This window comes from Lysinibacillus sp. FSL K6-0102, assembly GCF_038003545.1.
Classification (GTDB): Bacteria; Bacillota; Bacilli; order Bacillales_A; family Planococcaceae; genus Lysinibacillus; species Lysinibacillus capsici.
The window spans coordinates 461537-476961 of the sequence record NZ_JBBOPH010000001.1 but is presented as its reverse complement, the minus strand read 5'-3'; the positions used below and the strand labels follow the sequence as shown (position 1 = coordinate 476961).

At 36.9% G+C, this 15425-nt stretch carries 13 protein-coding genes; 7 read left to right on the top strand and 6 right to left on the bottom strand.

What is annotated here, in order from left to right:
- Window positions 1–153: 153 nt before the first annotated feature.
- The 4 genes from NYE73_RS02280 to NYE73_RS02265 all read right to left on the bottom strand — a co-directional run bounded on the left by NYE73_RS02280 (window position 154) and on the right by NYE73_RS02265 (window position 6316).
- Window positions 154–906, bottom strand: coding sequence for a hypothetical protein (locus NYE73_RS02280; RefSeq protein ID WP_112117215.1), 753 nt, complete (start codon window positions 904–906; stop codon window positions 154–156).
- A gap of 1 nt (window position 907) precedes the next feature.
- Entirely contained in the window at window positions 908–4690 is a 3783-nt protein-coding gene (locus NYE73_RS02275; RefSeq protein ID WP_259949334.1) for a DEAD/DEAH box helicase, read from the bottom strand.
- 112 nt (window positions 4691–4802) lie between these two features.
- Entirely contained in the window at window positions 4803–5357 is a 555-nt protein-coding gene (locus tag NYE73_RS02270) for an NADPH-dependent FMN reductase (RefSeq protein ID WP_054549088.1), read from the bottom strand.
- 128 nt (window positions 5358–5485) lie between these two features.
- Window positions 5486–6316: an oxidoreductase gene (locus NYE73_RS02265; protein ID WP_259949331.1), complete on the bottom strand. Its 831-nt coding sequence runs from the start codon at window positions 6314–6316 to the stop codon at window positions 5486–5488.
- Between the two features lie 318 nt (window positions 6317–6634).
- On the opposite strand from NYE73_RS02265, the gene NYE73_RS02260 reads away from it, so the two are divergent.
- The 5 genes from NYE73_RS02260 (at window position 6635) to NYE73_RS02240 (ending at window position 10977) form a co-directional block, all read left to right on the top strand.
- On the top strand, window positions 6635–7681 hold the full coding sequence (locus tag NYE73_RS02260) for a PseG/SpsG family protein (RefSeq protein ID WP_259949330.1): 1047 nt from the start codon (window positions 6635–6637) through the stop codon (window positions 7679–7681).
- A 192-nt stretch (window positions 7682–7873) separates the two neighbouring features.
- Window positions 7874–8059, top strand: coding sequence for an SE1832 family protein (locus NYE73_RS02255; RefSeq protein ID WP_004225556.1), 186 nt, complete (start codon window positions 7874–7876; stop codon window positions 8057–8059).
- A gap of 34 nt (window positions 8060–8093) precedes the next feature.
- A complete protein-coding gene (locus NYE73_RS02250; protein WP_054549086.1) occupies window positions 8094–9665 on the top strand; it encodes an ABC-F family ATP-binding cassette domain-containing protein in 1572 nt (523 codons plus the stop codon).
- Between the two features lie 437 nt (window positions 9666–10102).
- On the top strand, window positions 10103–10507 hold the full coding sequence (gene spx, locus NYE73_RS02245) for a transcriptional regulator Spx (RefSeq protein ID WP_004225558.1): 405 nt from the start codon (window positions 10103–10105) through the stop codon (window positions 10505–10507).
- A gap of 23 nt (window positions 10508–10530) precedes the next feature.
- Window positions 10531–10977, top strand: coding sequence for a MarR family winged helix-turn-helix transcriptional regulator (locus NYE73_RS02240; protein ID WP_009371643.1), 447 nt, complete (start codon window positions 10531–10533; stop codon window positions 10975–10977).
- Between the two features lie 106 nt (window positions 10978–11083).
- Here the strand turns inward: NYE73_RS02240 and NYE73_RS02235 are convergent, their stop codons facing one another.
- Complete coding sequence (locus NYE73_RS02235; RefSeq protein ID WP_036078118.1) at window positions 11084–11632, bottom strand: RNA polymerase sigma factor; 549 nt, start codon at window positions 11630–11632, stop codon at window positions 11084–11086.
- A 293-nt stretch (window positions 11633–11925) separates the two neighbouring features.
- Entirely contained in the window at window positions 11926–13056 is a 1131-nt protein-coding gene (locus tag NYE73_RS02230; RefSeq protein ID WP_054549085.1) for a LuxR C-terminal-related transcriptional regulator, read from the bottom strand.
- 192 nt (window positions 13057–13248) lie between these two features.
- On the opposite strand from NYE73_RS02230, the gene NYE73_RS02225 reads away from it, so the two are divergent.
- Entirely contained in the window at window positions 13249–14004 is a 756-nt protein-coding gene (locus NYE73_RS02225) for an SDR family NAD(P)-dependent oxidoreductase (RefSeq protein ID WP_048393320.1), read from the top strand.
- Window positions 14005–14024: 20 nt separating this feature from the next.
- Window positions 14025–14768: an SDR family NAD(P)-dependent oxidoreductase gene (locus NYE73_RS02220; protein ID WP_054549084.1), complete on the top strand. Its 744-nt coding sequence runs from the start codon at window positions 14025–14027 to the stop codon at window positions 14766–14768.
- Window positions 14769–15425: the final 657 nt, after the last annotated feature.

Genomic DNA, 15425 nt, shown 5'->3' with positions numbered 1-15425 from the left:
GTCCCCTCCTTAGCAATGGTTTAATTTATGCTAATGTAGTATTTTATCGAAAAAATTTTTCGATTATCACCTAACTCTGTAAATTTATAATGTAAAACAAAAAAACGAACGCGATTTACGTTCGTTTTTTCTAGCAATTGAAATCCTATTGAATCAAGATAAATATTGCTCACGCCATGTTAATTGTTCTTTGTCTGTAAGCTGTTGCTCTAAATGATGATCCCATTGATTGAGTAATGTATTCCATACTCGTACAAATACTATATCCTGTTCCTTATCATAAAGAACAAACTCTAAACATGGGCTATCATTAATTTGTTGAGCTTCTGTTTGAACAATTTTTGCGATGACTTTCTGAGAGCTACCTTCCTCTTCTTCATCCGCTTCCTGCAAAGCTGCAATCACCATGGACTCCTCAAATTGTTCCTGTTGTTCTGCCTCTTTGTCAATATAACGATAAAGCTCTGGCAATTCATCATATTCATCATTCCTCGTATCGATAGTAAGAAACGATTGATGGCAAGGACTAAAGTAAAGCGTGGAGGTTTCTTTCTCTAGTTCTTCTTCAAAAATACCTCTTTCTAGCTGCCTCTGTCCTTTTTCAGTTAGCCTATAGAAATCATCTTCATTCCTCACAAGGTTTACTCGAATCATTAAAGAAACCAAGTCTTCAATAAATAACGGGTCTACAAGCAATAACTCGCTCAATTCCTGTGCGTTGCTAAAATCCGCCTCTTGAATACTAAGCAGAAGCATTGTCATTAAGACATCCATTGTTGAACGACGAACAGGCTCATAGGTCACATCAACTGTTCGAATGGGAATACACCATTCAGCCGTTTTGACAATCTTAATATTACGATTCTGCTGAAGCTCACGCATTAGTCGTTGTTGTAATTTTGACAATCTATATCACCAATCCTTCATGATTACGTAAGCCATCGTAGGATTTTACTGTTTTTAACAAATTCGCATACATCTCTCTTGTCTCTTGATGTTTTGCACGTTTTGCAAACATTTCTGCACTTCCAACAAGCAGTAGTAACTCACGGGCACGAGATAGCGCGACATTTAATCGACGATAATCTCTGGCAAAGCCAATATCCCCGCCTTTAGGTGTATTACGAACCATGCTCACTAAAATGACATCCATTTCCATCCCTTGGAATTTATCAACAGTCCCTGTTCTAAATTGCAGATGTGGTAGCTGTAATTCTTGCTGAAGAAGGCGATTAATTTTCTTTACCTGCTCACCGTAGAAACTGATGACACCAACGCTTTTTTGAGCATCCTGCGGCATACGCCCTGCTTCTTTTGCTGCCTTCACAGCTTCATTGAGATCTAGTAAAATACGTCTAATTGTGAGCAATTCTCCTTCATTAAAACGACTCGTTCCCCCTTTTACTTGCTCCTCTAAATAAGGTTTTTCTGTTGGAATATCAATCCACAGTAAATGGTCATCACGTTTTATAAACTGCCCTTCTAAGCCATGATCTCTTGCTGCATCCGAATCTGTTAAGCCACATTGCAAGCCATTTTCTTCTTCCGCATAAAACGGTGTGATACTTTGCATGATTTTCTCATGCATGCGGTATTGCAATGCTAGCATTTGCTTATGTGTTGGTGGCAAATTATTAAATAAACGCTCAAATAATGATTCACGCAACAGATTTTTTAATTCCTGTGCGCCTTCAAAGTTTGGATTTTCTTCTAGCATTGCCTTTAATGTTTCCTCCAGCGTATCATCCCCAAGTAATGGTGGTAGCTGATGATGATCACCTACTAAAATAACTTTCTTCCCCTTTAGCATTGGTAAGAGCAATTCTGGTGGTGTTGCCTTTGAAACTTCATCAATAATAACCACATCAAAGGTCGGATAATTTTCCATAAACTCCTTACTGGCAGAAGCTACGCATGTTGTACCAATAACGTTCGCATGACGCACATACAATTTTCGAATTTCATCTAAATCATACTCTGTTGCGTTTTGTAATTTTTCACGCCATTGTTCTTGTAGTTTCTTGTGAAGAGGTAGCTGTTTTTCCTGACGTTGGAATGCTTCGATTGCTTGCTTTGCAGTTTGAATAGCTTCCTTCACCTCTTCAGCCGTTCGTTCTGGCATAGATTGTAAGAGCTTGGTATAGGTAGCTAGTTGCTTTTCTTTCTTCAATCCTGCTATATTAATATCTTTTATTTGTTCTTCTATAAGCGTTAGCTGCTGTTCTACTTCCTGCAAGTTTGTTTGGACAGTCTGTAAAGTGGCTTGTTTAGGAATGAGTTGTACTTTAGCCTGTTCCACTGCCTCCAGTTGCTGCTTTGCTTGTAGAAGAGACTCTCTAGCTTGTGAGGCAAGAATTTTTAAATATTCTACAGATTCTTCTGGTTCTTCAGTAATTTGAAAGGCATTTGCTAATTGTTGTAACCGCTCAGTATGCTGTATAAATGGTTGGAGCTGCCGCTGGTAACTTCGCACATCGAAGCTAGTTATTGCACACTCCTGATGAATTAAAGTTACTAGATTTTTACGAAAAGTTTCGTATTCCTGATCTTTATGCTCTTGCTGTTGCTTTAGTGCTATTCCCTTTTGCCAAACAAAATCACGACGCATATATAGCCCGAGCAAATAACTTTCAATAACATCACTTGCTGGTGCTTGACCATCTTGAAAAGCCGTGTTTAATTGTGCAAATACACCAGTAAGGTTTTGCAAAGAAAACGATTGTACTGGTTGTAGTCTACTTTTAGCAAGGGCACGCTCCTTGACTTCATGCATAACCAAAGCCTCTAGCTTCACAATTGCTTTTTGTAAACGAGCATTAATCGTTGACCATGCCTCTAAATCTTTCGCATCCTCTAAATGCTGCAAGCGACCTATTTGTTGCGAAAGTACATGAGAAGGGCGAATTTGATAATGTTGTAAAAAACGCTGAATAAGCTCAAATGAGGTTAAGGTGTATATATATTTTTGCGCTTCCTTCATGATTACTAGACGATTACTTTCGATTTCATATTTCTGCTGTATCTCTTCAAATTGCTGTGTTAACTGGTGCTTTTGTTCTTGTAGTTCTTTATATTGAGCAGCAGCCTCTAGATGTTTCACTTTTTCAGTAGTTTCCTCAATCGTACGCTGTAGTTGCTCGACTGAAGGGTAATCAGCAAGTGTCTGTTCAAGCTGCTGTACAATTGGCTCAATTTGTGCGAGCTGTTTTTCATAATGCTCTTTTTGAGTCTCACATGTTTGTTGCTCTGTTTTAACAGCCTTCAATTCTTTTTTTAATGCTTGAATCTCTTGCTGTAAAATGGGTTCTTCCATAGCTACCTGCTCTTTTGCAGCAATTTCCTGTGTTAATTGCTCTAGCCATTGCTCTAATTTCTCTAGCTCATCTTTTGCTTTTACAAGGTTTGCTTCTAGCTCTTGCTGAAGTTCTGGAAATATTGTAATTGCTTCTTCAATCGCAGCAAGTGTCTGCTCACGCCATTGAAGCGCAACATTTTCCTCTATGAATTTTTTACCCTCTTCCTCAATACTTTCCGTTCTACCATAGCGTAAAATTCGAATTTCTTGATTGGACAGTAAGCGTCCTAATGCATTATCTACAGCTAAATTAGACTGTGAGGCAACAAGTGTTTTTAAGCCTGCTTTAACATTTTGCTGACAAATCTCTGAAATGACAGTTGTTTTCCCCGTACCAGGTGGACCCTGAATGACATACAAATCCTCAACAGATAGTGCACCTAAAACGGCTCGTCGTTGATATTCATTTAAATTATTATGAAACTCAATATCTTCGCGTAGCTTAGATGCCCGAACTACAGGACGCCGCTCAAACAGTATGGTTTCTAAATTAGGGTTTACTGCCTCACCCTTTTCTAGCTTTGTAAAACCATTACGTAGTCGTCGAATTTGGCTTAATGTTGCAAAATTACTAAAGCTCGCTTGTTTGGAACGAAGATTCAGCTGGTCCTTGCGAGCCAAATCCTGTATAAAAGGCTTTACATCAATTTCTACCGTTTGCTTTCCTGCATTAGCCTTAATAACCTGTCCTATCTCGCCTCGAATTCCTTGAATGCTAACACTTAACCCCTCTAGCTTTTTCCATTCTTTACTCTTTATGTAGGGACATACAATGGTTAAGCGTGTAAAATCTTCATTGAAATAGCTTTGCTTAAATTCTGTATGAATATCATCAATGGTTGCATCTCGTTCTTGTATTTTTAAATAGCCTTCCCAGCTGGCTATACGTTTTTTTACATACTCTGTACGTTCCTCTGCAATCGGTAGCTGTCTTATTTTGGTGTGAAGCTCAAGTGGAATACCTGCTCCATTATTAGGCTTCGTCACAAATTGTAATGCGGCTGCTAAGCGACGATTTGTGTTAATAGGTCCACGCATATGGACAAATCGAATATTGGTTGCCAGCAATCCTTCCACCTTTAGCACACAATCCATAATAACCGTTTTCTCAGTAAGAATATCCCTTAATTTTTCATTGTCCTCCGCATTAAAATAGATGGATAAAAAGGTTTCACCAACTGTTTTTGCTTTTCGTTTTTCAATATAGACAGTAAAAGATCTTTGTAACGCAAAAAAGGCATGCTCGTTTGCTGAGCATTCCTCTACCGCTTCCTTCGCCTTATTGGTCAAAATAAGATTACAGTATTGTTTTTCTAGTAAAGCGATGTCCTGCATGAGCAGCCCTCCTTCCTGAGTCACTAAAGTTTTATTTTATCACATACTAAAACAATACTTACAAAGAAAAATCCCCTGCACAGTGATTTCTTACCACCGTACAAGGGCTATCTTAATGTTGGTCAATTGTTTCTTTGGGCAAGTTCTTGCTCATTTCACAGTATTGAACAAATACACGAGCTAATTCACGTAAACGACTATGAACGTCTGCATCTACAATAGTATTATTTGCATCGAAATGTGATGTATGTGTATACACATAGTTTGGCGTAACAAGCGCTCGGAAGTAGTCTAAAATAGGTTTTAGCTGATTTTCGACTACAAGGTGATGCTGATATGTGCCTCCATTTGCAACAATGGATACGGGCTTATAGCGCATTGTTTTAGGGTGTAAGAAGTCAAAGGCATTTTTCAAAACGCCTGGAATAGACGCTTGGAAAATAGGCGTTGCAATAATGTAAGCGTCTGCCTCCTCAAATTGTTGAATCATTTTTTTCATATCATCATTTAATGGAGAACCATCCACAATTTGATGCTTATATTGACTAAAATGCATCATTTCTAACTCGAAACTAGCATCTAATTCTTTAATATATTGCTCTACTTGCTCTAAAATAGCACCAGTTTTACGACCAAACATCGTGCCATCTACGAGTAAAATTTTCATCTTTACTTTGCCTCCACATTCATCTTCTACAATAATATTGTAACAAATGAAAAGTGGCTCGGAAAGGATTGTCATGACAATTGATATAAATTCAGTCTTTAGACGGAACGACAAATTTAATCCCTAAATTAATTATTCTGATCACGTTGTCGGAAATGGACTTCCTTATCAATGACCGTTTCCTCAAGCTTATATTTATCTCGATTAATGACAACCTCACGATTAACTTTCTCGCCTTCATTCAGCTTATCCCAATTAAATAATATCTCTCTTGAAATGTCCTCTTCTGGTACTTCCGGATACTCTAATGTTGCTAACTCATCTGATGGATAAATAGTGACTGGCTGTTGTTTACCATATAGGGCAATGATAATCATAGCCTTTGCCACTTGTGTGGCTTCAATTGCTCTAGAACGTTTTAAAGGTCCAATTAATAAAGGCTGTGCAAGCTTTAATAATTTTTCTCCTGCCTTTTCTCCTAATCGAAATTCATCACGGTTCCCTACTAAGAGTGATGGGCGAATAATGGAAAGCCTTTGTAAGCCTAGTTCCTCTAAATCACGCTCAAGTTTGCCTTTAACTTGATTATAGTAAAATGGAGAATTTTCATTAGCTCCCATTGCAGTAATCACAAGAAAATGAGGGATTCCCCGTTTTTTTGCTAAAGAGGCAATTGCTAACGGGTATTCAAAATCTACCTTTTCAAACATTTCACGAGAGCCTGCCTTTTTAATGGTTGTACCTAAGCAACAATACAATTCATGAGCAAATCCTATATCGTTTTCTTCTATTCTATCAAAATCACGAATTTTCACTTCTAACTTTGGATGCGTATAAGTTAGCTTTCTTCGTGCAATAACTGTTACTGAAATATACTCATCATTTTCACATAATTGTTCAACTAGAGCGGAGCCGGTTAAACCAGTCGCCCCTACAACAATCGCTGCACGCATACTCATTTTTTCTCCCGTCCTTCTACTTATTGATAGTATATCAATTACGCTTATCTTGACACATCGGATTTTAAAAAAACATCCCATCATCTCCATTTGTAGAGGGATTTTTCGAACCAAGATAAAGACCTTCCAATTGTTATGTATATTCCTACAATTCGCCTTTCTATATATATCGACCATTTTTTTGATGATTAAAACTGATTAAAGATAGCTATTTTAGAAGATACCGCTAGAGACATTCATGATCAAATCCTAAATTTTACACATACTTGCTCTTTCTTCGCCATAATTTAAAGAGACAGAGGAAAGGATGGGATACATTTGCAAAACGAAACACACGCAATTGAACCAAAAAAAACGATTGTTTTCATTATTGAAAGCTGTATTGATAAAGGGCTGTATCCTTTTGAGCGGGTTTCAACATTAGCTAAACTACTATCGAATGAGAAGGTTTTTATCTTTGTAAAGACTCCTTCAAATGACGGAATCCAAATTTTAATGAATGAAGGAGTTACGCCTATTCTATTTGATCACTTTAACGAATTACCTAAGCAAATCAAAGGACTTCAACCTGATTTAATTGTTAGAGATGGGCGAAATTCTGAAGGCTGGCAAGTAGAGGAATTACGACCTTTCTGCAAAACAATTATTCATTTTGATGATTTTGGTGAAGGTGGCCAAGCCTGTGATTGTGTACTACTAGCACTCTATCAAGAAGTGAAAGATTATTTACCAGCGCATTATATTGGTGGAAGCTTTGTTTTTGCCCTGCCAGATGCATATCAGCATTTCGATAATATACCTGATAGTAAAACACCTGAAAATCCGCCTCATATTGTTGTCGCTTTTGAGGACGGGGACGAGCATAATTTAACATATCGAACACTTCGACACCTAACTCAACTACAAATACCACTACAAATTACAGTTATGATTGACGACAGCTATCGCCATGCAACGGATGACTTGCAAATGATGGTACTTAGTCGTCGAAATACTGCCATTCTTCGAGATAAAAATGCACTCCTCAAACTACTACCTAAAGCAGATGTCATTATTTGTAATGCTAACTATACACCTTATAAAATTGCCTCTTATGGTGTACCATGCATTACACTTGCACAAACTGAAGCTGAGCTTTTACATGCTTTTCCTCGTGAGCATAATGGCTTTATCCATCTAGGACTTGGTCGTAAAATGAAGCAATCGCAAATACAAAATGCTGTCATGGAATTTCTTTTACACGAAGCCCGCAGTGAACGAGCAGTGAGAAAACAGCGACAGCTCAATCTTGCTGGTAATAATGAAACACTCCAAGCATTACTCTTAGATTTTGCTTACGATCGTCATAATATCGCTTCTACTTAGTGCTACTTCGAAGATGATTATGATACAATATATAAGAATTTTTCACTCCAACAGCTCTTACAGTAGTTGGGACATAAGTAAATTCAACAAGTACCCGATTGATTTTAAAGAATAGGCGGTGGGGGATTCTTAAAACCTCCATCGCTTTTACACGCATTCACTATAAAAATATTCTCAAAAGGAGTAGTCTTCATGCCAACAAAAAGTGATATTGAATACCAAATTAGAGAGTTAAAAATGGACTATATGAATTTACAAGGTGATATAGAAAAGTTGGAGTCTACTGGACACAACGATCAAGTAGCTAAGGCAGAGCAACGTCTTGCGAATATGGAAGCTCAATTAGCAGAACTTAACAAGCAGCTTGCAGAACTATAAAATGTAAACAAGAAAGATAGTTGGAGGAACAGATATGGCAATATTAACAGTAGAAAATTTAGGTCATTCTTTCGGTGATCGTACACTCTTTAAAGATGTATCGTTTCGCTTAGTGGAGGGTGATCATATTGGACTCGTAGGGGCTAACGGTGTCGGTAAGTCTACATTAATGGGCATCATTACAGGTCAAACGATCCACGATACAGGAAAAGTTGAGTGGCTGCCTGGTACACACTATGGTTATCTAGACCAACATACCGTACTAACGGCTGGTAGAACAATGCGTGAAGTGTTACGCGATGCCTTTTTACCATTATATAAAAAAGAAGAAGAACTGAATGAAATTACAGGCAAGATGGCAGACGCAACGCCTGAAGAATTAGAAGTACTTTTAGAACAAATGGCAGAAGTGCAGGATGCATTAGATGCAGGAGATTTTTATTCATTAGATATGAAAATTGAAGAGGTGGCACGTGGACTTGGCTTGGATGCCATTGGCTTAGAACGTGATGTAGCTGCTCTTTCTGGTGGACAACGCACAAAAGTACTACTCGCTAAGCTTTTATTAGAAAAGCCAAAAGTACTTTTATTAGATGAGCCGACGAACTATCTTGATGAGGAACATATTACTTGGTTGAAAATTTATTTAAAGAACTATCCATATGCTTTCCTTCTAATCTCACATGATACAGAATTTATGAACGAAACAGTGGATGTCATCTTCCAATTGGAATTTTCTAAATTAACTCGTTATACTGCAACATACGAAAAATTCCTTGAACTTGCTGAAATCAATAAACGTCAGCATATTGAAGCCTATGAAAAGCAACAGGAGTTCATCAAGAAGCAAGAAGATTTTATAGCCAAAAACAAGGCTCGTTACTCCACTACTGGTCGTGCAAAATCACGCGCTAAGCAACTTGATCGTTTAGAGCGAATTGATCGCCCAGAAACAGCTGTAAAACCAGAATTCGGTTTTAAAGAAGCCCGTTCGTCTAGCCGCTATGTTGTAGAGGCTGAGAACTTAGTGATTGGTTACGATAAAGACAAGCCATTACTTCCTCCACTTTCTTTTGCGATTGAACGAGGAGAAAAAATTGCTTTAGTCGGTATGAATGGTGTTGGTAAATCCACATTATTAAAAACAATGTTAGGTAAAATTAATGCGCTTGGTGGGAAAGTAGTCCGTGGTGACTACCTATATCCTTCCTATTTTGAACAGGAAGTAAAAGCTGAGAAAATCACGCCAATTGATGATGTTTGGAATGCATTCCCTTCTATGGAACAAGCCCAAGTACGTGCAGCTTTAGCAAGAGCTGGCCTAAAAACTGACCATATTACACGTCCGCTTAATTCTTTATCTGGTGGCGAGCAAGCTAAAGTGCGTTTATGTAAATTAATGATGGAGGAAGCTAACTGGCTTCTCTTCGATGAACCGACAAACCATTTAGATGTAGATGCAAAAAATGAATTAAAACGTGCCATGAAAGAATTTAAAGGTACCATTGTGCTAGTAAGTCACGAACCTGATTTCTATGAAGGACTCGTAACAAAAGTCTGGAATGTTCAAGATTGGTTTACTTCTGGACAACAAGGCCAAGACTAATTATTTCAAGGGCAGCTCCAACATGTTATGGGGCTGCTCTTTTAAATTTTTTTAACTTCTATGTATAAATAGCCTCATTTAAACATACTATAATCAGTGGACTAACAATTTTACCCCTACTTCCAACTAACTCTCTCCTACGAGACAACTTAGAATTCTAGTAGTTCCTATTAATTCAACATGGATTTTATAGCTTAAAAAGACATTTTCTATAGAGTTAACATAACTTACATCATTGTAAGCTGAATAAACGAAACTTTTTACGCTTATCTTCGTATATTTTAATATAACTGAAAAAATAATAATTCGATTGAGAAATTTTTTCAATTAACTATTGATTTATATATAGCTTACTAGTAAGATATATATATAAACTATTAACTTACTAATAAGCTATTTGTAAAATATAATCTAAAAAAGAAAGCGAGGAATGAAGAATGACAGTTACAATTTACTCACAAGCGAGCTGTTCTTCATCCAGAAAAGCACTTAAATGGTTAAAAGATCACAACATAGAATATAAAGAAAAACGTATTACATCTCATCCACTTACACTTGCAGAATTCAAAGAAATTCTAAGTATGACTGAAGATGGCACAGATGAAATCATTGCAACAAACTCAAATGACTTTAAAAACTTAAATATCGACATCGACCAACTTTCTATTCAAGAGCTATTTGCTATCATTCAGGCACACCCAAGAATGTTGCGTAGCCCTATTATAATAGATGAAAAACGTATTCAAGTTGGTTACAATGAGATGGACATCCGTCGTTTTATCCCACGTAAAGTACGTGCTTACGAATTAAATGCGATGACAAGATTGGCACAAGAAAGTTAAAACAGTTTTGGAGATGACCTTCTATGGACCAAGAAAAACAAAAAGCCATTACCTCGTTGTTTGAAGTCGTTTCATCTATTGAGCGTAAGTGGGCAAACGAGTGGAATAATCATAATGTACTCGGCTTTTCAAAATCCCATATTTTAATTTTAGACTACTTATCGCAGGAGGGCCCAAAACGCCCTTCTGCTATTGCTGAGCGGTTAAAAGTAACTACTGGTGGTGTCACTGTTTTAACAACCAAGCTGATAAATGGTGGCTTTATTGAAAAAACACAGCATGCCACAGACCGCCGTGCTTCTCAACTAGTCATTACGGCTGACGGTGAAAACATATTAAAAGAATCTCGTCAACAAGTGAGCGAAATCATTAATAATATGTTTGGTATGCTAACAGCGGAGGAACTGCAAACCTTACGAACTATTTTCTCTAAATGTTTATTGGATGTGGAGACAAATCGACCAGATTAAAGCACAATAAAAAGATGCATTTGCAACTGTTTGCGAATGCATCTTTTTTGATTAGTCGACCAAATACTTCCGTCTAAGTACTGTGATGTGCGACCAATCTGCTTTATTACGCTGGTAGCACAGATTCCACAATAGCTGTATCTGACATGAGCATTTCTTTTAATCGAGCCTTTGCACGGAATAAACGAGATTTCACAGTACCAATGGAAACTTTCATAATTGTAGAGATTTCTGCAAGTGAGTATTGGTCTATGTAGAAATACCATAAAGTCTTTCTATAAATAGCATCTAATTGCTCCATTTTATCCTGGACTAGTTTTGTTACAATGTCCTTTTCAATTTTTTCTTCTGTAGAAATATCGTTATTGGGAACCAAATCTAGAATCGGCACGTCTAATGTTTCAGGTTGATTCATCATATATTTGCTACGTCGTACTTTTTTACGATAGCGATCTCTAAATGTATTCATTGTAATAGTTGTCAGCCAAGCTTTAATATGCTCTACTTCAGCCACGCTATCTTCATAGCGTACAACCTTAACCCAAACTTCTTGCATTAAATCTTCAGCTTCTATATTATTGCGAGTTAGTTTTAAACATAAATGATATATATAACGATTGTATTCCTCGTATACGCCTTCTAATTTTTCATTCATTGTGTATGCCTCCGCTTCTTGTTCTTGCTTCTATACACATTCTCGCAAAATAATGTATTACACTCTATCGCATTGGCTTTCAATTTCATTACAATCGTGTAAGCTTAATCGCTTTCACTTGTAATATTCGTAAAAATTGTTTTACTACTATACTGCTTTCCCTCCAAAAAAGCTTTTGATGACAATAGTTACCTATTAATTAAACTATATTTTTAATAGTATTTATTGTCAGAATATTAATTAGCATTTGAAGAAACAAAAAATGCACTCCTAATAGAAGTGCATTGGGTGTTTTAGCTTAACAGTCCTAGACGAAAGGCTGAGGCAACGACCTGTGTTCGATTCTTTGCTTTGAGCTTTGTCATAAGACTGCTTACATAATCCCTGACAGTATGCTCACTTAAAAATAATAAACCAGCAATTTTTTTATTATCATATCCTTCGGCAAGCAGGCCAAGTATCATCGATTCCCTTTCAGTTAAATGAAGCACTGTATTCTTCTCTACCTTCTCGCCCTTACGTGATAAAAATAAACCTAAACGCTTCCCTACTTCCTCAAGGAGTGTTAATTCTTCCTTTGTACAATCAAACTCCTCCCCTAGCTGATCAAATGTTAGCCATCCAAATAATTGCTCTTGACGCAAAATGGGAATAAAAATAATCGAGGATAAATTAAATAATTGGATATGCTCTTCTTTCACGTAATTTTTAGGATTTTTTAAATAAATGGGCTTTCTTGAACTAAGTATCGTGTTTTCCCCAGTCAACTCCCCTTTCATGCTTTGCACCTTAGGCAGCTCTGCGCCAATAACTCCATAAAATTGATTGGACCATGGGACATATGCGTAAAATACACATCTTTTATAACTAAAATACTCTTCACATTTTTTTAAAATCAGCGCTAAATCCTGATAACCTGAGGAACTAATAAGCAATTTATCAAGCCTATCTAATAATTGTAAGTGCCTAATTTTCTGATTTTCGCTAGCTATGTTACTAGTTTGGTTATCTCCCTCACAGTCATAATAAAGCTCTACAAGTAACGTAAATGTCGATAATACATACATGAAGATGGCGTTCGTTCGACTACTCTTCTGTTGAATCATAAAAGTAATCAACGATTTCTCAAATATTAATTGAAATAAATTAAAGCTCTTCCTATCAATAATGGACAACTGTGATTGAAGCCATGTGTTGAAAAAATTCTTCTCATCATTATTTAATTCATCGATATTTGCATGTGTCATTAAACGCAAAAATGAATCTAATAGCATTGCTGTTCTTTTTCGATCTGCCCCAGTTATAGAAGGTTCTAGATTAAGGTAAATAATTGTATTCTCTTCAATTTGCTGATGATGGATTTTAATAAACAACACAAACTCTTGAAGTGTTACTTCTTCAATTGATTGAAATGGATGCGTCATAGGAAATTCTTCTCCTTCACACTAAAAATACCCCTATAAATGGAGGATATTCACTCACTATATTATACAGCATCTTATAGGATAGTATTTCAAATTGAAAGGAGTAAGATGAAGGTATCGCTAAACAATGCGAATACTTTTGAATCCTAAGGCAACCATATAACCAGAAATAATGAAAGGTGCGTGCTTGAAATGAGATTAGAAAACAAAGTGGCCATTATTACAGGTGGAGGTACAGGAATCGGGAAAGAAACTGCACTATTATTTGCTAAAGAGGGAGCAAAAATAGTTATTACTGATATAAATGAACAATCTGGGAACGATACAGTCCGTGATATTCAAACTATCGGCGGTGAGGCAGTATTTATCCGCCACGATGTTAGTAATGAAGAAGACTGGAAAAAGGTTGCAGATGAATCAATAAAAACATTTAAGAAAGTGGATATTCTTTTCAATAATGCAGGTATCTATATCATAAAACCCCTTGCAGAAATCGAGCTTTCTGACTGGAACCGCTTAATGTCCATCAATGTGACAGGTGTGTTCTTAGGCATGAAACATATTATGCCGCTTATGGCTAAACAACATAATGGTTCTGTTATTAATGCTTCCTCTATTGCAGGCTTAACAGGTGCTGCTGGTCACGTATTATACGGCGCTAGTAAAGGGGCTGTTCGCATTATGACAAAAGATGCTGCTATGGAGTATGCTCCATACGGCGTACGTGTCAACTCCATTCATCCTGGCTACATTGATACAGGTATGGCAGACTATGCATCAGCAACAACAGGAAGCTCAAAAGATGAATTAGGCAAAAACTTATTCCCATTAGGACGTTTAGGCTCTGTAAAGGAAGTAGCGCAAACTGTATTGTTTTTAGCTTCTGATGAATCTTCCTTTTCAACAGGTGCAGAATTCGTTATTGATGGCGGAGCAACAGCAAAATAACATTAAAGGTGGTCATTTATATGAAACTAAAAGATAAAGTAGCAATTGTTACAGGTGGGGCTAGTGGTATCGGTGAAGCCACAGTTCGTCTCTTTGTAGAAGAAGGCGCTAAAGTCGTTATTGCCGATTTTTCTGATCGTGGACAAAGCATTTCTGAAGAATTAAATAACAATGGTTTTGATACACTTTTCGTAAAAACAGACGTAACAAATGAAGCGGACATTCAAAACATGATAAAGGAAACCGTTACTAAATACGGTAAACTTGATATTATGTATGCAAATGCAGGCGTAGCTGACGATGCACCAGCACACGAGCTTTCTTTTGAAAAATGGAAAAGAACAATTGATATTAATTTATCAGGTGTATTTCTATCGGATAAATATGCTATTGAACAATTCCTTGCCCAAGGAACAGGTGGCGTCATTGTTAACGCTGGTTCAATTCATAGCTTCGTTGCCTTACCAAACCCTACAGCCTACTCATCTGCAAAAGGTGGCGTTAAATTATTAACACAAAACCTATGTACTGCTTACGCTAAACAGGGTATTCGTGTAAATGCGGTGTGTCCTGGCTATATCGACACTCCTCTATTAGCTGAGGTCGATGCTCAGAAGAAAGAATATTTAGCATCCCTTCACCCACAAGGTCGACTTGGTAAACCAGAAGAAATCGCTAAAGCCGTTCTCTTTTTAGCAAGCGATGACGCAAGCTTTGTTAATGGTACAACGCTTCTTGTTGATGGTGGTTATACTGCTCACTAATGAGGCTTTGAATAGACTCGCCTGAAAGCTAGTGCATTTAATGATGCCATTCTAGCCGTTAAAAGTGCGAAGCGATCTAGCTGTTGTATCTGAACCCTTCACTGAAAAATGACGAATTTATAATCCACTCAAGTAAGACTCAACCACAATTGCTATTTAGCTCTTGTGGTTTATTTTGTAGGTGCTATGTGTAATCTTTCAATTCAATTTAAGATTCCTAAAAGCAAATTGTGCTATACTATTTCTATTATTCCCGAGGCGTAAGATGGTGCATTAATAATCTAGAAAGCCTTATGTATCAACGTTTAAATGTCTTTTTAACAGTTAGAGAAAATTGCAAGATACAGCATATAAAAGCATGTTTTTGGGGCTAAGTGGGGCTAGATTGGGGCTAATAAAATACGGCGAGCGTGTGTACAGGAATAGGTGAGTAAGAAAGATTGAGGCTAATATGCTTCAATCTTTTTTATTTTTTCAACTAACTAAGCTAGAAAATTGAATAACTCACTCTTAAATTACGACAGCCTCAAAGAAGCATATTAAACAGACTTGCTGTCGCTATTCTTTTAAGCTCCTATTATTTTAATAACTTAAATATATAATTATCTATTATTTTACATTTAATAATAACCTATATGATATTATGGTAATATATTC

What these genes read in the sequence shown, in the direction of transcription:
- NYE73_RS02250 (WP_054549086.1), top strand. Translation starts at nt 8,094, where the DNA reads ATGGCAATATTAACAGTAGAAAATTTAGGTCATTCTTTCGGTGATCGT.
- NYE73_RS02255 (WP_004225556.1), top strand. Translation starts at nt 7,874, where the DNA reads ATGCCAACAAAAAGTGATATTGAATACCAAATTAGAGAGTTAAAAATG.
- NYE73_RS02270 (WP_054549088.1), bottom strand. Translation starts at nt 5,357, where the DNA reads ATGAAAATTTTACTCGTAGATGGCACGATGTTTGGTCGTAAAACTGGT.
- NYE73_RS02220 (WP_054549084.1), top strand. Translation starts at nt 14,025, where the DNA reads ATGAAACTAAAAGATAAAGTAGCAATTGTTACAGGTGGGGCTAGTGGT.
- NYE73_RS02230 (WP_054549085.1), bottom strand. Translation starts at nt 13,056, where the DNA reads ATGACGCATCCATTTCAATCAATTGAAGAAGTAACACTTCAAGAGTTT.
- NYE73_RS02240 (WP_009371643.1), top strand. Translation starts at nt 10,531, where the DNA reads ATGGACCAAGAAAAACAAAAAGCCATTACCTCGTTGTTTGAAGTCGTT.
- spx (WP_004225558.1), top strand. Translation starts at nt 10,103, where the DNA reads ATGACAGTTACAATTTACTCACAAGCGAGCTGTTCTTCATCCAGAAAA.
- NYE73_RS02225 (WP_048393320.1), top strand. Translation starts at nt 13,249, where the DNA reads ATGAGATTAGAAAACAAAGTGGCCATTATTACAGGTGGAGGTACAGGA.
- NYE73_RS02265 (WP_259949331.1), bottom strand. Translation starts at nt 6,316, where the DNA reads ATGAGTATGCGTGCAGCGATTGTTGTAGGGGCGACTGGTTTAACCGGC.
- NYE73_RS02275 (WP_259949334.1), bottom strand. Translation starts at nt 4,690, where the DNA reads ATGCAGGACATCGCTTTACTAGAAAAACAATACTGTAATCTTATTTTG.
- NYE73_RS02235 (WP_036078118.1), bottom strand. Translation starts at nt 11,632, where the DNA reads ATGAATGAAAAATTAGAAGGCGTATACGAGGAATACAATCGTTATATA.